13 protein-coding genes are annotated in these 17,208 nt (G+C 71.6%); 4 read left to right on the forward strand and 9 right to left on the reverse strand.

Annotated elements, in window-relative coordinates:
* Window positions 1–8: 8 nt before the first annotated feature.
* Together ACIQ7M_RS03670 and ACIQ7M_RS03675 are read right to left on the reverse strand one after the other, a co-directional pair.
* A complete protein-coding gene (locus ACIQ7M_RS03670) occupies window positions 9–1,757 on the reverse strand; it encodes a discoidin domain-containing protein (protein WP_403639296.1) in 1,749 nt (582 codons plus the stop codon).
* Between the two features lie 203 nt (window positions 1,758–1,960).
* Window positions 1,961–3,055 (reverse strand): DUF1996 domain-containing protein, encoded by a 1,095-nt coding sequence (locus tag ACIQ7M_RS03675; RefSeq protein WP_403639298.1) that lies wholly within the window; start codon window positions 3,053–3,055, stop codon window positions 1,961–1,963.
* Between the two features lie 423 nt (window positions 3,056–3,478).
* Here ACIQ7M_RS03675 and ACIQ7M_RS03680 point away from each other — a divergent pair, with 423 nt between their 5' ends.
* The gene (locus ACIQ7M_RS03680; RefSeq protein WP_403639300.1) at window positions 3,479–5,299 is read left to right on the forward strand and encodes a coagulation factor 5/8 type domain-containing protein; all 1,821 of its coding nucleotides are present in this window, start codon (window positions 3,479–3,481) and stop codon (window positions 5,297–5,299) included.
* Between the two features lie 128 nt (window positions 5,300–5,427).
* Here the strand turns inward: ACIQ7M_RS03680 and ACIQ7M_RS03685 are convergent, their stop codons facing one another.
* The 4 genes from ACIQ7M_RS03685 to ACIQ7M_RS03700 form a co-directional block, all read right to left on the reverse strand.
* Window positions 5,428–6,045, reverse strand: a complete 618-nt coding sequence (locus ACIQ7M_RS03685) for a hypothetical protein (RefSeq protein ID WP_403639302.1) — start codon at window positions 6,043–6,045, stop codon at window positions 5,428–5,430.
* Window positions 6,046–6,175: 130 nt separating this feature from the next.
* Window positions 6,176–8,017: a GMC family oxidoreductase N-terminal domain-containing protein gene (locus ACIQ7M_RS03690; protein WP_403639304.1), complete on the reverse strand. Its 1,842-nt coding sequence runs from the start codon at window positions 8,015–8,017 to the stop codon at window positions 6,176–6,178.
* A complete protein-coding gene (locus ACIQ7M_RS03695; protein WP_403639306.1) occupies window positions 8,014–9,396 on the reverse strand; it encodes a hypothetical protein in 1,383 nt (460 codons plus the stop codon). The genes ACIQ7M_RS03690 and ACIQ7M_RS03695 overlap by 4 nt, the downstream gene beginning before the upstream one ends.
* Complete coding sequence (locus ACIQ7M_RS03700; RefSeq protein ID WP_403639308.1) at window positions 9,393–10,079, reverse strand: FadR/GntR family transcriptional regulator; 687 nt, start codon at window positions 10,077–10,079, stop codon at window positions 9,393–9,395. Before ACIQ7M_RS03700 ends, ACIQ7M_RS03695 begins: the two co-directional genes overlap by 4 nt.
* 241 nt (window positions 10,080–10,320) lie before the next feature.
* Between ACIQ7M_RS03700 and ACIQ7M_RS03705 the strand changes: the two genes are divergently transcribed.
* Window positions 10,321–11,517: a glycoside hydrolase family 64 protein gene (locus ACIQ7M_RS03705; protein ID WP_403639310.1), complete on the forward strand. Its 1,197-nt coding sequence runs from the start codon at window positions 10,321–10,323 to the stop codon at window positions 11,515–11,517.
* Between the two features lie 126 nt (window positions 11,518–11,643).
* Here ACIQ7M_RS03705 and ACIQ7M_RS03710 read toward each other — a convergent pair whose 3' ends face one another.
* Together ACIQ7M_RS03710 and ACIQ7M_RS03715 are read right to left on the reverse strand one after the other, a co-directional pair.
* Window positions 11,644–12,771, reverse strand: coding sequence for a sulfite oxidase (locus ACIQ7M_RS03710; RefSeq protein ID WP_403639312.1), 1,128 nt, complete (start codon window positions 12,769–12,771; stop codon window positions 11,644–11,646).
* Window positions 12,772–12,844: 73 nt separating this feature from the next.
* On the reverse strand, window positions 12,845–13,510 hold the full coding sequence (locus ACIQ7M_RS03715; protein WP_403639314.1) for a TetR/AcrR family transcriptional regulator: 666 nt from the start codon (window positions 13,508–13,510) through the stop codon (window positions 12,845–12,847).
* 127 nt (window positions 13,511–13,637) lie between these two features.
* On the opposite strand from ACIQ7M_RS03715, the gene ACIQ7M_RS03720 reads away from it, so the two are divergent.
* Together ACIQ7M_RS03720 and ACIQ7M_RS03725 are read left to right on the forward strand one after the other, a co-directional pair.
* Window positions 13,638–14,201 carry an NAD(P)H-dependent oxidoreductase gene (locus tag ACIQ7M_RS03720; protein ID WP_403639316.1) on the forward strand — a complete coding sequence of 188 codons (564 nt, stop codon included), beginning with the start codon at window positions 13,638–13,640 and terminating at the stop codon, window positions 14,199–14,201.
* Between the two features lie 125 nt (window positions 14,202–14,326).
* Window positions 14,327–15,004: an AIM24 family protein gene (locus ACIQ7M_RS03725; RefSeq protein ID WP_386976241.1), complete on the forward strand. Its 678-nt coding sequence runs from the start codon at window positions 14,327–14,329 to the stop codon at window positions 15,002–15,004.
* A 73-nt stretch (window positions 15,005–15,077) separates the two neighbouring features.
* Here ACIQ7M_RS03725 and ACIQ7M_RS03730 read toward each other — a convergent pair whose 3' ends face one another.
* Entirely contained in the window at window positions 15,078–16,868 is a 1,791-nt protein-coding gene (locus tag ACIQ7M_RS03730) for a M4 family metallopeptidase (protein WP_403639318.1), read from the reverse strand.
* Between the last annotated feature and the right edge of the window lie 340 nt (window positions 16,869–17,208).

Raw genomic sequence — 17,208 nt, forward strand, 5'->3', positions numbered from 1 at the left:
GGTGTGATTCAGTTGTAGACCCCGAACTCGTACAGCGAGTAGCCCCATCCGGTGCCCCGGGCCGTGCCGTTGACCCGGAGGTAGCGGCCGGCGCCGGACACGTCGAGGTCGTCGACACCGCCGTTGCCGTCGGTGACCGTGCGGACGGTGGTCCAGTTCTGCCCGTCGTCCGAGGTCTGCACGGTGTAGGCCTTGGCGTACGAGGTCTCCCAGACCAGTTGCACATGCCGGAACGAACTCCGGGCGCCGAGATCGACCCGCAGCCACTGGGGGTCGCTCCAGTCGCTCGCCCAGCGGGTGCCGAGGTTGCCGTCGACGGCACCGGCCGCGGTGCAGGGGCAGTCGCCGCCGCCGGTCTGGTACGAGGAGGCGGTGGCCGGCCTGCCGAGCGCGATGTTCGTTCCGCTCGGCGTGGGCGGCACCACGCGCACGGAGCGGGTCTCGACACCGACGTTGCCCCGGCCGTCCTTGACCTTGACGTAGAACTTCCACACTCCGGGCCGGTCCGGCGCGGTGACCCGGAGCCGGCCGCCGCCCAGGTCGGTGAACGGCAGCGGGTTCAGCTGCTTGCTCTGGTCGATGTACACGCTGTTGTCCAGCACTTCGTACGTGAGCGGATCGCCGTCGGGGTCGGTGGCCTCGACCGACAGCGTGAGGTCGCGCCCGGCGGGCACCTTGCCCGCGTCGCCCTCGACGGTCAGGCCGGTGACGACCGGCGGGGTGTTGTCACGCGAGGTGTCGCCTCCGTACGCCTTCTTCACGGCGTAGTACGACAGCCGCTTCTCGCCCGCGGGCAGCAGGTTGAACCAGATGCCGCCGAAGTCGTACTCGGTGCCGTAGTGGAACATCGTGGCGCCGAGCGCGACGCCCGGGTGTGCGGTGACGCAGTTCCACGCCCGGGTGTAGCCGTCGGCCTTCGCCCGGTCGGTGGGTTCGGCGGGGACCCCGTTGGTGTCGTCCGGCACCTCCCACTCGCCCGCGGGCCCCGTCTCGGTGATGATGTACGGCTTGGTGTAACCACCTTGCTGCCAGGCCGACTTGACGTCACAAACGGCGTTGTAGGCATTGACCGCGTACAGGTCCAGGTCGGGCGCGTTCCGCTTGTAGTAGGGCCAGGCGCCGGTCCACGCGTCGGTCGAGGTGACGGGGTGGCCGGGGTCGACGGCGTGGATCTTCTTCGCGATGTCGTTCACCAGCGTGGTGTAGGCGTCGCGCTGCCGTTCCAACTCGGCTCCGCTGTAGCAGTTCTGGAGTCCGAGCACGGACTCGTTCCCCACATTCCACATCAGGACGCCGGGGTTGTCCTTGTAGGTGGCGGCCCATTGGGGGAACTCGGTGAGTACCTGGTTCTTGTAGGCGGTGTCCGTCAGGTAGTTCACACAGCCGCCGCTGCCGGGACCGCCGCCGGGCTGCAGCCAGAAACCGGCGATCACTCTGATGCCCTGGGCCGCCGCCGCGTCGAAGAGGGGCTTGCTGGAGGCGTCGGTGCCCCACGTGCGGACGGTGTTGACGCCCATCGACTTCAGGTCGGGCATGTAGCGCCCGGCGTCGGCGACGGCGGGCCCCCAGGTGAGGCCCTTGATCTGGTACGGGCTTCCGTCGACGGTCAGTCGCCAGTTGCCCTGCGAGCCGGTGACCTTGACGACGCCGCCGGCCGCCTGGGCCTGCTGTGCGGGCAGGACGAGTGCGCCCGCGGCGAGCAGGCCCGCGGTGAGGGGCGCGGCGACGCGCTGCCGGGTGGTACGGGATCCGGTCATGAGTGTCCGTCCGGTGTACGGGTGAGGGGTGCGGGGAGAGGTGCGGGGGGCTCGCCCGAGTGAAGGGGGGCGAGTGAGGATGGGTGCGAGCGGGGATGGGTGCGGTGAACTGGGCGCCGGCGCGAAGGGTGACGGGTTGACGGGGGCGGACGGTCCCGCCGGTCCGGTGGTACGCCGGACCGGCGGAACATCTCCGACGCCCGTCAGGGAAGCCGGTAGTTCGCGTCGAGTGCCGCGCCCGCCTCGGGGTGCGTCTGGTCGTAGCCGCGGGCGTCGCACTGGAGTCCGCCCACGACGCAGTGGTCGACGAGTGCCTTCTGGGTCGCCGGGTCCCACGCGTTGAAGAAGTCGTAGTGGAAGGAGTGGCCGGTGCCGCTCGAAAGCCTCACCTGTGACATGTCACCGTTGACCGGGAAGGCCATCTTGAACTCGATCATCGGCAGGGCGACCGGGTGGTCGTCCGGGCAGATGTTGTTGTTCGTGCCGGGGTTGACCACCGGATACGCCATGTGACTCTGGTGGTTGGGTGTGTCGAGGTACTTGCCGTCCCAGCAACTGGGGGCCTGGAAGCGGATGTTGAGCTGGACGTCGGCGCCGGTCGGACACTGTTGCGGGAAGTCCGTGTTGAAGTAGCTGTTGCCGCATTCCCATCCCTCGACGAACCCCCGGTGATTACGGAAGTCGGCCGCGGACTGCATCGGGCTGCCGACCACGAAACGCAGCCCCTTCGGGAAGGGCCGCACGCTGGTGTAGTCGGTGACACCGGCCTTGTAGTAGATGACCTGCGGACCCACCGGTAGGACGGGGGTGTCGCCCTTGAGCAGGGTCGGCATCCAGTAGGCGGACTTGTCGCCGGGGGCCCTGCAGGAGGTCGAACCGGCGCCGAGCGAGGCGGTGGTGCTGGCCGCGTCGGTCGTGGTGTTGCCCATGAAGGTGTGGTCGTGGGACTTGCCCGGCTGGCCGGGGTAGACGATCGGGTCGTCGGGCCTGGTGCGGGTCACCGAGCAGTTCGCCTGGAACTCGTGGAAGTAGCGGTGCGTCGGCTCCGCCTTGGACGGGACGACGCCGGTGACCTGCGGGTTCGCCGGGATGTAGCCGTCGCCGTCCGGGTCCTCGGGTGAGGAGAGCGTGGACGCGGCCATCACGTGCGCCGCGTGGACGGTGCTCGCGCCGGCGGCGGACTCCGCCCGGCCGGACACGGGGTCGGCGCTCATCGCCACTCCGGCCAGGCCGAGCGAGGTCAGCACCAGCGCGCTGGACATCAGGATTCCTGAGACGATCTTCGATCTCCGTGCCATGGAGACCTCCTGCCACGTCGATGGGGACGGTGGGGGTCGGACGGCCGGCGGCGCCGAGCACGCCGCCGGGCCGTCCGCGTGACGGTCCATCACATGTGCCGAGGAATTGGGAGAGCGCTCTCCCGACGAGGAGTGTTGTGGCGGTCGCGCGCGAGTGTCAAGGGAGTTGACGAAGGATCATTCGTCGGCGATGTGCGCACCTCTTGAACACAATCCCGGGTCCGCAATGGATCTCCGAACCGTCCCATTGATCGACCAAGTACCGCAAATACACGCTGAGTTACCGCTTCGTCGTGCAACAACATCCGGGACTCCGGTCACAACTCTTGACGCGTCGTTCACCTGGCTGAAGCATGCATCGGCGAGAGAGCGCTCCCCCGCACCTCCCACCGTTCACTTCCTGAACCAGGAGAGTCGCCCCCCATGTCTCGAACCCCCACAGACGTCCCGGACCCCGGTCGCCCCACCGTCGCGCGGCGCGCCGTCCTCGGCGCGGTTGCAGCAGGCGCGGCCGCGCCGGGACTGCTCGCGCTGTCCTCGCCCGCCTCCGCCTCCCCCGCCCGGCCCGTCAGCCGGTCCGCCCGGCAGCCGTCGGCCCTTCCCGGCGGCGGTGATCTCGGCCCGAACGTCATCGTCTTCGACCCGTCGACGCCCGGCATCCAGGCCCGGCTCGACCAGGTCTTCCGGCAGCAGGAGTCCGCGCAGTTCGGCACGGGCCGCTACGCCTTCCTGTTCAAGCCGGGCACGTACAACGGGCTCAACGCCCAGCTCGGCTTCTACACCTCGATCGCGGGCCTCGGTCTGTCACCGGACGACACGACGATCAACGGTGACGTGACCGTCGACGCCGGCTGGTTCAACGGCAACGCCACCCAGAACTTCTGGCGCTCGGCGGAGAACCTCGCCCTCAGCCCGGTCAGCGGCACCAACCGGTGGGCCGTGGCGCAGGCGGCACCGTTCCGTCGTATGCACGTCAAGGGCGGGCTCAACCTCGCTCCCGCCGGCTACGGCTGGGCCAGCGGCGGCTACATCGCCGACAGCCGGATCGACGGCTCGGTCGGACCGTACTCGCAGCAGCAGTGGTACACCCGCGACAGTTCGGTGGGCGGCTGGGTCAACGCCGTCTGGAACATGGTGTTCTCGGGCGTCCAGGGCGCGCCCGCGCAGTCGTTCCCGAACCCGCCGTACACCACGCTCGACACGACACCGGTGTCCCGCGAGAAGCCCTTCCTGTATCTCAGCGGCGGCGAGTACCGGGTGTTCCTGCCCGAGAAGCGCGTCAACGCCCGCGGCACCACCTGGGGGAACGGCACCCCGCGCGGCTCGTCGCTGCCGCTCGCCCAGTTCTACGTGGCCAAGCCCGGCGTCACCGCCGCCACCTTGAACGCGGCGCTCGCCCAGGGACTGAACCTGCTGCTGACGCCGGGGATCTACCACCTGAACCAGCCGATCCAGGTGAACCGCGCGGGAACCGTGGTCCTCGGCCTCGGCTACGCCACGCTGATCCCGGACAACGGTGTGACCGTGCTCAGGACGGCCGACGTGGACGGCATCCGGCTGGCCGGCTTCCTGATCGACGCCGGTCCCGTCAACTCCGCGACCCTCCTGGAGATCGGCCCGGCCGGGGCGTCGGCGGACCACTCGGCCAATCCGACCACCGTGCAGGACGTCTTCGTCCGCATCGGGGGTGCGGGCGCGGGCAAGGCGACGACCAGCATCGTCGTCAACAGCCGGCACACGATCGTCGACCACACCTGGATCTGGCGGGCCGACCACGGCACCGGCGTCGGCTGGGAGACCAACCGGGCCGACTACGGCCTCCGCGTCAACGGCGACGACGTCCTGGCCACGGGCCTGTTCGTCGAGCACTTCAACAAGTACGACGTGCAGTGGTACGGCCAGCGGGGCCGCACCATCTTCTTCCAGAACGAGAAGGCGTACGACGCGCCGAACCAGGCCGCCGTCCAGAACGGGAGCGTCAAGGGGTACGCGGCCTACAAGGTCGCCGACTCCGTGACCACCCACGAGGGCTGGGGCCTGGGCAGTTACTGCTACTACAACGTCGATCCCACGATCGTCCAGCACCACGGATTCGCGGCGCCGAACAGGCCGGGCGTGAAGTTCCACGACCTGCTGGTCGTCTCGCTCGGCGGCAACGGGCAGTACGAGCGCGTCATCAACGACACGGGCGCCCCCACCTCGGGCACCTCCACCGTGCCGTCCACCGTGGTCTCGTATCCCTGACCGTTCCCCGTCCGCGCGGCTTCCACCGACGCGCCCCGGGAAGCCCGTCCCGAAAAGGAGAACGGGCTTCCCGGGGCGAGGGCGTGGCCGACCGTGCCCGACGCCCGTGTTCGTCCGCGTCGCCCGCGTCAGTAGCGCTGGGCCTTGACCAGCACGGCGGTGAGCTGGGGCTCCGCGGGCTGCCTGCTGATCACGATCGGCGTCGCCTTCTTCCCCGGCTCCAGGTTCTCCTTGCCGACGAACTTCGTCTCCACGACCTTGCCGTCGGGGTTCTTGAAGTCGACCTGCACGGCGTACGAGGCCTTCTTGTCCGTGTTGTTGGTGATGGTGACGAGTACGGCCCGCAGCCCGCCGGTCTCCGCCGTGGGCACGCCCTTCATGCTGACGTCGGACGTCGCGTTGCCGCTGCCCTGGACGCCCTTCAGCTCCTTCTCGGCGGTGGCCGCGGCGCGGACGGTGTCGGCGGAGACCGAGGCCGCGAACTCCGAGGCCCTGGCCTCAACTGAGGCGGCGGCCGACGACGCCCGCTCGCTCGCCGACGCGATGATCGAGGAGGCCGCCGACGCGATGGCGGAGGGCGCCGACCCCGTGAAGTCGGACTTGTTCGGCGGGGTGATGGAGGCCGTGCTGCTGCTGCCGCCGTCGTCCGAGCTGCACGAGACGAGAACGGAGCCGCACGCGATCGCGGACAACAGGACAGCGATACGCCGTGATCCGCTCCGGCCGTGGGGAACACGTCTGCTCATGGGGGCTCGCCTCTTCCTGCCGTACGGGGCACGGGGGCTCGTCCTTTTCCTGCCGTACGGACTCCCTCATGCTCCGTGTCACGCCCGGCCACGGCGAACCACGGGGGCCCATTGGGGTGGCGCGCGGGGATCAGCTCCCGCGCCGGGCCCCTTCGAGCCACGCCTCCGAGACCGCCAGGGCCGCCGCCATGATGCTGAGCTGCGGGTTGACCTCCGGACAGCCCGGCAGGACGGAACCGTCGGCGACGAGGACTCCGTGGACACCGCGGAGCCTTCCCTCGGGGTCGGCGGGCGCCCGCCGCGGATCGTCGCCGGCGGCCACCGTGCCGGTCGGATGGAACGCCGACACGTGCAGATCACGGGGGCCGGCCGAGCGGAGCACTTCGTCGAGCGCGTCGAGCGACCGGGCGCGGGGTGCTCCGGGGATTCCGGTGAGGACCTCCGTCGCCCCGGCGGCGAAGAGGAGGCGGCCCATCGCCCGTACGGCGGTCATCAGGCGGTCGCCGTCGCGGGGGTCGAGGTCGTAGCGGACGAGCGTCCGGTCCCGGCCGCTCACCCGCCCCGACGGACGGTCGGCGATCATGGCGCCGAGGGTCGCGAGACGGTCCGACTCCTCCAGTTCGCGCCGCAGTTCCCGGCCGAGTCCGGGCAGGACGAAGCTGCTCATGCCGGGTGGGCTCGCGGTCGCCTCGACGAGGATCCCCCGCTCGTGGAGTTCCTCGACGCCGACGCTCTGCAGCACGCCCCGCCACGCCGTCACCGGCTCGGCGAAGCGTCCGGCGACGCTGGTGGCGGGGTGCACGCTGAGGTTGCGGCCCAGGCGGGGATGTCCGCCGAGGCCCGAGCGGCGCAGCAGGGGCGGGGTCTGGAGCGCCCCCGCCGCCGCCACGACGAGAGGGCCGAGGATCTCCAGGTCGGTGCCGTCGGGGCGGCGCGCCAGGACTCCGGCGGCCCGCGGCGGTCCGGGGGCGTCGTGATCCAGCAGGATGCGCAGGACCCGCGCGCCGGTGACGATCCGCGCGCCGGCGGCGCAGGCGTCGGGCAGGACGGACAGTTGCACGCTCTGTTTGGCTCCGGTGGGGCAGCCGACGACGCACTGGCACGAGCCTTTGCAGCCGGGGGCGTTGCGGCGCAGCGGGGCGGCCCGCCAGCCGAGCCGTCCGGCGCCGGCGAGGGCGAGGAGCCCGTTGTTGCCGAGGACGTCGAGGGGCTGGGGTGCCACGCGCAGGGTTCGCTCGACCTCGTCGAGGAGGGGCCCGAAGCGGTCGGCGAGCCCGAACCCGAAGACGCCGCGCCAGCGGTCCAGGACGTGGTCCGGTGTGCGGTAGCACGTGCCGGAGTTGACCACGGTGGTGCCGCCGACGGCACGGCCGACCGGCAGCAGGACCGGCGGTCTGCCGAGGGCGACGGTGGCACCGCCGTCCCGGTACAGCTCGGTGAACCGGTCGAGGGGTGCCCGGCGGCCGAAGGAGGCCGTCGGGTGGTGCCGGCCCTCCTCCAGGACGACCACGCTCAGGCCGGCGCGGGCGAGGGTCCGCGCGGCCATGGCGCCGCCCGCGCCCGAGCCGACGACGACCACGTCGGCGGTGGTGCGGGCCGGCCATTCCTCGGCCGGGACGCAGTCGAGGGGCGGATCGGCGGGGGCGGGCGCCGCGGGTGGGGCCGGGATCCGTTCGGTGCCCGCGGCCAGCAGCACGGGAACCTTGAGGAGGTCCAGTACGGGGGCGAGCCGGGGCCGCTCGGCCAGCGAGCGGAGCACCTCCTCGCGTTCGTCGGGGCGAAGGGCCGCCAGACGTCTGCCGGTGCGCAGCACGGCGTACGTCTCGACGGCGGCGACGGCGGTGCGCACTCCGGCGCGGGCCGGGCGGGGCAGTGCGGCGAGCACGGAATCGAGGCGCCGCGGCACCCGGGCGGGCCAGGCGGTGCCGCCGTCGTCGGCGAGGAGCGCGGCGACGAGGCCGTCGGCGGTCATCGTGTCCCCACCTCGGCGTGCGCGGTGCCGTCCAGTGTCCAGGAGGCTTCCGGGCGCCAGCGGCCCCACCAGCGCTCCAGGACGACACGGGCGTCGGCGGACTCGCTGTTGCGGCACACCGCGCGGGCGCCGTCCGGATCGCGGTACTCGAGGGTGAGGGTCCGTTCCGGGGGCTGGCGCACCTCGACGCGGACGCGGCGCAGGGCCGTCCGTCCGGTGACCGTCCATTCGGGCAGTCCGATGTCGGCCCGGAAGCGTCCGAGTCCCAGCCGGCCGATGGCCGAGCGCTCCGCCCGCCGTGGCCAGGTGCGGCCGGCGCGGCGCAGGCGCAGGAAGACGAGCGGGGGGAGCCGGCGCAGCACGGGCCGGGTGGAGACGGCGGCGACGATCTCCAGGACGTCGCCGTCGCCGAGGTCGGCGTGCAGCCAGGTCCACCGGTGGGCGTTGCCGTGCCCGTAGATCCGGGCCGAGGCTCCGGGAGCGGCGCTCAGGTTCAGGGTCGTTCCCCCGTACGAGAATTCGCCCTCGTACGTGGCCCGGGCGGCCGGCAGCATCTGGGCGGCGGGCAGCACGGGGCGGCGCGAGGACCAGCGGGGGAAGGTGAACAGTGCGGGCCCCTGGGGGCGTTCGAGGAGTTTCCAGCGGAAGTCGCCCGCGCCGCCGGTGAGTTGTCCGGGGAGGCAGGTCACGCCCTCGGCCGTGAATCCGTCGGCCGGGCCGGTCCAGGGGACGGGTCCGAAGCGGGCGTGGCGCACGTCGCCCTCGCGGGGGTACACGGCGGCCCAGCCGTGGGCGAACGGTTCCGATCCGTCGGTGGGCGCGATGAGTTCGTGGTGCAGCCAGATCCCGGTGCCGGTGGCGGGGTCGGTGAGGGTGGTGTACCAGACCTCGGTGCGGCCCCGGGCGCCGTTCCAGCGCGGGGCCATGTGCTCGGCGGGGTCCTCGTGGCGCGGGAAGCGGAAGCTGAGCAGGAAGGGGGCGAGGCCCGTGGCGGCGGGGAAGCGCAGGACACCCTCGCCGGCCCGCGTGTCGCCCTCGTGCACGGTGAACGGCAGGGTGGTCATGGAGGCGAGGGGGTGGCGCGGGGTCACCGACTTCCAGCCGTCCAGGGTGAGGCGGCGCCCGTCGGCGGTGAACGTGAGGCGGTAGCGGATGCGCCGCCGCGCGATCGGTGACACCTCCAACTCGCCCTCGGCACACGGGTCGTCGGCGTGTCCGGCGATGCGCACCCGGCCGGTCAGGCGGGCCGGGGTCGTCCGGTGCGGGAGCAGGACCCGGTCGGCGGCGGCACGCAGGTCGAGCCGGATGCGCCGTTCTCCCGGTTCGCCGTCGAGGCGGACGGTGCCGAGCATCGTCTCGGCGAACCGCGTGCCCCTCATGCGAGGCCGTCCAGCATGATGTGCTCGGTGTCCCGCAGATAGGTGTCGGCCGCCTCGCGCGCCCGCTTCGCGTCCCCGGCGGTGACGGCCCCGACGACGGGCGCCAGCCGCTCATGGGCGGCCGCCGGGTCGGTGAAGGGGCCCTTGAGCAGGGAACGGACCGGCAGGTAGGCGTTGAAGAGCGTGTTCGTGAGGAGAACGTAGACGCGGTTGCCCGTGGCGCGGGCCAGCGCGCGGTGCACCTCCACGTCGGCGAGCTGGACCGCGTCGACGCCCTCGGCGCGCAGCACGGCGTCGAGGAGCGCGACCAGTTCGGCCCGCTGCGGGCGGGTGCCGCGTTCGGCGGCCCGTTCGGCGATCAAGGCGCCGACGCCGCGCCGTACTTCGAACACCTCGCGCACCCAGCCGGCGTCGTGCCGTACGAGCATGGGCAGGAGGTCCGCTCCGCCGACCCGGGCGTAGTCCCGTACCCGGGTGCCCACTCCGTGCCGGGTCTCCAGCAGTCCGGCCTGCACGAGCCGGCCGAAGGCGTGCTTGAGCGTGGTGCGCGTGACGCCGTACCCGTCGGCCAGCCGCCGCTCCGGAGGAAGGTAACTCCCCGCCGGATGACGGCCGTCGAGTATGTCCGTCCGCAGCCGGTCCTCCAGGACGTCCACGATGGTCTCGCGGGGCAGAGCCTCCACGTTTCCCCCTCCGGGCAGTGGCTGAGTGGATGAGCCACTGAACCAGCGGACGGCCATGCCCGTCAACCCCCAAGGCGCCCAACTCACCTCACCAAACGCCGAGTTGGACCGGACCAATCCTGCGCAAGTCGTTGACAGGCGCACCACCTCGCAGGACTCTGAGAGCGCTCTCAAACGGAAGCGGACGAGTCACGTCCGTGTGCATCCACCTCGCTGAACCCCCACATCAAGGAGGCAGAGAGTGCGCGTACACATCAGATGGCCTGCCTGGGCGTTGGCCTCCGCCACACTCGTCGCGGCACTGCTCACGTTCGGCGCGCCCTCCCGCGCCGAAGCCGCGGTCCCGGACACCATTCCCCTCACCTTCACCAACAACTCCGGCCGCGGCGACCAGGTCTTCATCTACGACCTCGGCACACAGCTCTCGACCGGACGGCAGGGCTGGGCCGACGCGAACGGCACCTTCCACGCGTGGCCCGTGGGCGGCAACCCGCCGACGCCCGCGCCCGACGCGTCGATCACGGGACCGGCCAACGGCCAGTCGAAGACGATCCGGCTCCCCAAGTTCTCCGGACGGCTCTACTTCTCCTTCGGGCAGAAGCTCGACTTCCGGGTGACGACCGGCGGTCTCGTGCAGCCCGCCGTCCAGAATCCGAACGACCCGAACCGCAACATCCTCTTCAACTGGTCCGAGTACACCCTCAACGACTCCGGTCTGTGGATCAACAGCACCCAGGTCGACATGTTCTCCGCCCCGTACGCCGTCGGGGTCAAGCTCGCCGACGGGACCACGAAGAGCACAGGTCACCTCAAGTCCGGCGGCTACAACGGATTCTTCAGCGCGCTGCGCGGCCGGCCGGGCGGCTGGGCGAACCTCGTCCAGACCCGGTCCGACGGCACGGTGCTGCGAGCGCTCGCCCCGGGCCACGGCATCGAGGCGGGCGCGCTTCCGGGGACCGTCATGGACGACTACATCAACCGCGTTTGGCAGAAGTACGGTTCGTCGACGCTGACGGTGACACCCTTCGGCGACCAGCCGAACACCAAGTACTTCGGCCGGGTCTCCGGTGGCGTCATGAACTTCACCAACAGCTCCGGAGCGGTCGTCACCAGCTTCCAGAAGCCCGACTCGGACAGCGTATTCGGCTGCTACAAGCGGCTCGACGCGCCCAACGACCTGGTGCGCGGGCCCATTTCACGCACTCTGTGCGCGGGGTTCAACCGCACGACCCTGCTGACCAACCCCAATCAGCCGGACACCTCGTCCGCCGGCTTCTACACGGACGCGGTGACCAACCAGTACGCCCGCGCCATCCACGCGCAGATGGCCGACGGCAAGGCCTACGCGTTCGCGTTCGACGACGTCGGCAACCACGAGTCCCTCGTCAACGACGGCAATCCGCAGCAGGCGTACGTCACGCTGGACCCGTTCAGCTGACCTGAGCCGCGTCGCGGGAGCGGGGGCGGGGGCGGGTCCCGGACGGGAACCGTCCCCGTACGCGTGTCCGTCCCTGTGGCCTCGGCTTGCCCTTGCCTGTGCCGCGCGTGGTCCGCGTCGGCGGCTTCATCCGTCGTCGCCGGGGCCCAGGCAGTGCACGGGGACCCGCTGGACGAGGTTGTTCACGAAGCCGCCGCGGTTCCACGGCTGGTCGAGTGGCTGTGTGTGGCCTTCGGCGTCGGTGGCCCGGGCGCTGAGGACGTGACGGCCGGGGGTCGCCGTCCAGGTGAACCGCCATGCCCGCCAGGCCCATGGGTGATCGTTCGGCGGGTCGAGCCGGGCCGGGTGCCAGGAGCGCCCCTCGTCCGTGCTGACCTCGACGCCGGTCACGGGTGCCCGGCCCGACCAGGCCCGTCCGGTCAGGGTGACGGCGCCCGGCGGGACCACCCGCGCCCGCGACATGAAGTCGGGGAAGCCCGGCGGGGCCAGCAGGGCGCGCGGCGCGATTCGGGTGACCGGCTCGCCCTCGTCGGCGGCCTCCTGCCGCAGTCGGTACGCCACGGTCTGCTGGAATCCCCGGAACGGCGTGCTCGTCACCGTGATGTCCCGGAGCCACTTCACCTGCGCCATGCCGTACCAGCCCGGCACCACCAGCCGGACGGGATGCCCGTGCTGCGGGGGCAGCGGGGCGCCGTTCATCGCGTAGGCCACCAGGACCTCGGGCTCCTCGCCGCGCGCCACGTCCAGCGGAAGGGCGCGCTGGTAGTCCTGCTCGACCCCGCGTTCCACGCCGTGATCGGCTCCGCTGAACACCACGTCCACCGCGTCCGGTTCGGGTCCGGCCTCGGCGAGGAGGAGGCGCAGCGGCACACCCGTCCACTCGGCCGTGCCGACCGCCTCCACCAGCCACGGCTGGCTCACCGGCCGGGGTGTCAGCAGGGCCCGGCCGTTGCCCGCGCACTCCATGGTCACCCGCTGCCTGACCGCCGGGTACACCTTCAGGTCGTCGACACCGAGCAGCAGCGGGCGCCGCACCCGCCCGCCGAGGACGAGCCGCCAGGAGTCCTCCTCCGCGTACGGGATGTCGTAGTGCGTCAGTACGTAGTGCAGGCCCGGAGGGGTGACCTCGTAGCGCAGGGCCTCCAGCGGCAGTCCGTGGTTCCGGGCGGCGAGTGCCAGTTCCTGGGCGCTGATGCCCTCGTCCGGGCCGGCGATCCGGGCGGGTGCGCTCACGTCCTCGAGGCGGTGCCCCATGGAACCCATTGTCCGCCCGCCCGGTGCGGGGACGCCAGACGGACTCGTACCGGGGGTCGCCCAGCCGGCCCGGCTAGAGGACCGGGCGCGGGCCGACGCTTCGGTTCACGAGGTCGCGCCAGCCGGCCTCCAGGCGCTCCTGCGGCATGGCGCGCTGGCGGGTCAGGTGGCCGATCAGCGCGGGGTCGAGGTAGCCCATCAGCGTCTGGGCGACCAGCTCGATGTCCGTGTCCGGTCCCGGGTTCGCCTGGCGCAGCAGCATGCACACGTGCATGAAGCGGACCCGGTACGGCGCGGAGGTGAAGCGGCGGGTGACCTCGGGTTCGGCGGCGAGGTACAGGTCGAGCTGCTCGGAGGTCTGGCGCAGGGCGTGGCATCCGAAGGCGTGCAGGCGCTCCACCGGCGACGCGCCGGGGCCGAGCGGGGCCGGACCGCTGATGAAGGCGGTCTGGAAGCGCTGCTCCGTGTGGTCGAGCAGGGCCATGAGCAGGCCGGTGCGGTCACCGAAGCGCCGGAAGACGGTCCCCTTGCCCACCGCCGCCGCGCAGGCGACGGCTTCCATCGTGAGCTTGGCCACTCCCTGCTCCTCGACCAGCCGGGCCGCGGCCTCCAGCAGGCGCGCGCGGTTGCGGGCGGCGTCGGCGCGCAGCGGGGTGGCCTCGGGTGCGGTGAGCTGCATGAGGACGGGCTCGTCGGATGATTCCGGTCGCTTCGGGAACGGCGGAAGTGGCTGGGACATGAAGCCAGCGTAACGGCATCCGGGGCCAACTGGACTGCGGTCCGCTTCGGTGGTAGACCTTGAACCGGACTCCGGTCCGTTTTATTGCGGCAGTGTTTCAGCGTTTCCATCCCCCCGGGAGATATCCATGTCCGTTCGCATCCTCGCCCTCGTCGGCAGCCTGCGCGCCGGTTCCCACAACCGCCAGCTCGCCGAGGCGGCCGTCAAGCTCGCCCCGGAGGGTGCCGAGGTCGAGCTCTTCGAGGGCCTGGCCGAGATCCCCTTCTACAACGAGGACATCGACGTCGAGGGCGACGTGCCCGCCGCCGCCGCGCAGCTGCGCGCCGCGGCCGGGAAGGCCGACGCGTTCCTGCTGTTCTCGCCGGAGTACAACGGCACCATCCCCGCGGTCCTCAAGAACGCCATCGACTGGCTGTCCCGTCCGTACGGCGCGGGCGCCTTCACCGGCAAGCCGGTCGTCGTGGTCGGCACCGCGTACGGCCAGTTCGGCGGCGTCTGGGCGCAGGACGAGGCCCGCAAGGCCGTGGGCATCGCCGGCGGCACCGTGCTGGAGGACATCAAGCTCTCCGTCCCCGGCTCCGTGGTCCGCTTCGCCGAGACGCACCCGGCCGACGACGCCGAGGTCGCGGCGCAGCTCTCCGAGGTCCTGGACCGTCTGCACGGCCACGTCTCGGCGCCCACCGCCGCCTGACAACTCCCTTGTGGGCCGGTCCGGTTGACCCGGGCCGGCCCGCGTCATGTCGTGACTCGGTCACCGTTCGTCGCAAGATCGCCACGACCCTGGCGGAGCCCCAACCTCCGCGACAGGATGCCCGCATGAAGAGCGATCTCTTTTCCAGTGACCACATGGTGCAGCCGGCCGTCGCGGCGGGCATGACCGTGCAGAACGCCAAGTCCATCAAGTACGCCGTCCAGGGCGAGATGTTCGCGCGTCAGGGCGCGATGGTCGCCTACCGGGGCAGTCTCCAGTTCGAGCGCAAGGGCCAGGGCGTGGGCGGCATGCTCAAGCGGGCGGTCACCGGTGAGGGACTTCCGCTCATGACCGTCCGCGGGCAGGGCGAGGCCTGGTTCGCGCACGAGGCGCAGAACTGTTTCATCGTGGGCATCGAACCCGGCGACGTCTTCACGGTCAACGGCCGCAACGTCCTGTGTTTCGACGCCTCGCTGTCGTACGAGATCAAGACCGTCAAGGGCGCGGGCATCACCGGGGGCGGTCTGTTCAACAGCGTCTTCACCGGTCAGGGCAGCCTGGGGCTGATCTGCGAGGGCAACCCGCTCGTCATACCCGTCTCCCAGCAGCAGCCGGTGTTCGTCGACACCGACGCGGTCGTCGGCTGGACCGCCCACCTGCGCACCTCGCTGCACCGCTCGCAGTCGATCGGCTCGATGATCCGAGGGGGTTCGGGCGAGGCGGTGCAGCTCAAGCTGGAGGGCGAGGGCTACGTCGTCGTACGTCCCAGTGAGGCGACCCCGCAGAAGACGCAGCAGCACTGATCCGGGCGCACGGCGCGAGGGGCCCCGCCGGTCGGTCGGCGGGGCCCCTCGATTCGTCTGCCGGAGCAGGACGTCAGCGCCGGGCGGCCGGGGTGTTGGCGGCCGTGACGTTGACGGCGGCCCAGGCCTTGCCCACCGCCTTGTACTCGGCGCTGCTCGCGCCGTACAGATCGGCGGCGGCCTTCAGCGTCGCCTTCCGCGCGTCGTGGAAGTCGGTCGTGGAGACCATGTACCGGGTGAGCGCCCGGTAGAAGACGGCGGTGGCCTTGGTGCGGCCGATCCCGGTCACCCGGGAACCGTCGTACGTCGGCGAGTCGTACGCAACGCCGTTGATCGTCTTGCGGCCGCTGCCCTCGGCGAGCAGGTAGAACGCGTGCGAGGAGACACCGGAGCCGGCGTGCACCTCGGCGTCGTACACGGCGGGCGACCAGTAGTCGATCGACTCCTCGAGCACGTCGAGGGACGGGTGGTCCATGCGGCGCAGGAACTTCTGGGCGAGGCCCAGCTTCTCCCCCATCAGGTAGTTCGGCGGGTTCTTCGGGTTGTTCGCGGAGAACTCGACGTTGATGCCGAAGATGTCGGCGAGCGACTCGTTGAGGGAACCCGCCTCGCCGTACTGGTTGCCGTCCTCGTCGACCCGGGTGGGTTCGAGGGCGGCGGTCGCGTCGACGACCCCGTGGGTCAGCTCGTGGCCGGTCACGTCGAGGACGACGAGCGGCTTCTTGAACACCCGGCCGTCGCCGTCGCCGTAGGCCATGCAGCCGCAGTACGAGTCCCAGAAGGCGTTGCCGACCTTGTTGCCGAAGTGGACCATCCCGCGGGCACCGGCGCTGTTGTTCTTGATGCCCTTGCGACCGAAGGTCTTCTTGTAGAAGTCCAGGGTCTGGGTGATGCCGTACTGGGCGTCGACGGCGGCGGTGGTCCGGGCCGAGGTGGTGCCGTTGCCCCACTTGTTGTCGCCGTCGGTGAACGCCTTGCCCCGCGCGAAGGACTCCAGTTCCTGGCCCCTGGCGTCCCGGGTCTCGGTGTTCCACCGGGTCGGGTCCTTGAGCACATAGCTGGTCCGCGCGGTGCGGGTGGTGGTCAGGGACACCTTGCCGGCGAACAGGGAGGACCCGCTCCCCTTGGCCGTGGCCGGGTAGTGCCCCGCCGCGGCGATGCCCGTGAGGCCGGACAGCCCGGCGGTGGCGGCACCGGCCGCGATACCGGTCTGCGGGCTCGCGCTCTCGCCGCGCTCGCGCAGTGTGGCCGCCAGGGACGGCGAGATGAACTCGTCCGTGTTCGGGGTGTTGCTGCGGATCCTGCCGGTACGGGCGTCCACGACGACCGTGCTCGATCCTCCGGCCTCCGCGGTGTCGCTATCCGTGACGATCACCTGGTAGGCGAGGGCGGCGGCGCCGTCGCGGGCGTCCACGACGAGCCGGGCCGTGTCCGCGTCGCCCTTCGCGACGGCCTCGGCCTTCCGCACCGCTTGACCGGGCGTCAGCTCCGCCTCGACGGTGGACGGCTTCACCACGTGGTCGGCGGCCCGGGTCACGCCGAGGTACTCGCCCCGCGCGCCGAGGTGGACGACCAGGTCGCCGCCGAGCAGCGGAAGGCCCTGGTGGGTACGGACGAAGCGGACGTGCCGCTTGCCGTCCGGGTCCGTCATCACGTCCTTGGCCTGGAGGGTGTCGCCGCTGGTGACACCGGTGGCCGAGGCGTGCGCGAACGCCGCCGCCCTGGCGGCGGCCACGGGCGACGAGGCCGAACTCGCCGCACGGGCGGGCCCGTTCGGCGCGGCGGCGAAGGCGGGACCGGGGAGCGTGGCGGCCGTCGTCACGGCGACGGCGATCGCCACGCGGCGTATGTGGGGTCTACGCACTGAGTTCCTTCGTACAGGGACGGCCGGAAGACCAACCGCCCTACGACGCGGCGCCGTTGCGCACCGCGGGGGCTGCCGGCTCCCGACCGGACAGATGTGCGAGGGATGGCGACGGTTGCCTGGCCGGGCCGATCAACCTCCGCATGTGACCGATGTCGCACGGACCCGGCCCGGCCCGGAGCGGCCGGGGACGGGCGTGCGGAGCGGAGGCCGAGGGCCGGGTGAAACCGACGACCGAGGCGGGACGACGGCCGAGGCGACACCGACGGCCGAGGCGGGCGGCCGCGGCGGGACCGACAGCCGAGGCGGGACCGACAGCCCGAGTGAGACCGACAGCCCG

This window comes from Streptomyces sp. NPDC096324 (assembly GCF_044763015.1).
Lineage (GTDB): Bacteria > Actinomycetota > Actinomycetes > Streptomycetales > Streptomycetaceae > Streptomyces.

Coding starts and splice junctions, on each gene's coding strand:
- ACIQ7M_RS03685 (WP_403639302.1), bottom strand. CDS start 6,045: ATGAGCAGACGTGTTCCCCACGGCCGGAGCGGATCACGGCGTATCGCT.
- ACIQ7M_RS03710 (WP_403639312.1), bottom strand. CDS start 12,771: ATGGGGCACCGCCTCGAGGACGTGAGCGCACCCGCCCGGATCGCCGGC.
- ACIQ7M_RS03690 (WP_403639304.1), bottom strand. CDS start 8,017: ATGACCGCCGACGGCCTCGTCGCCGCGCTCCTCGCCGACGACGGCGGC.
- ACIQ7M_RS03675 (WP_403639298.1), bottom strand. CDS start 3,055: ATGGCACGGAGATCGAAGATCGTCTCAGGAATCCTGATGTCCAGCGCG.
- ACIQ7M_RS03670 (WP_403639296.1), bottom strand. CDS start 1,757: ATGACCGGATCCCGTACCACCCGGCAGCGCGTCGCCGCGCCCCTCACC.
- ACIQ7M_RS03725 (WP_386976241.1), top strand. CDS start 14,327: ATGAAGAGCGATCTCTTTTCCAGTGACCACATGGTGCAGCCGGCCGTC.
- ACIQ7M_RS03720 (WP_403639316.1), top strand. CDS start 13,638: ATGTCCGTTCGCATCCTCGCCCTCGTCGGCAGCCTGCGCGCCGGTTCC.
- ACIQ7M_RS03695 (WP_403639306.1), bottom strand. CDS start 9,396: ATGAGGGGCACGCGGTTCGCCGAGACGATGCTCGGCACCGTCCGCCTC.
- ACIQ7M_RS03715 (WP_403639314.1), bottom strand. CDS start 13,510: ATGTCCCAGCCACTTCCGCCGTTCCCGAAGCGACCGGAATCATCCGAC.
- ACIQ7M_RS03680 (WP_403639300.1), top strand. CDS start 3,479: ATGTCTCGAACCCCCACAGACGTCCCGGACCCCGGTCGCCCCACCGTC.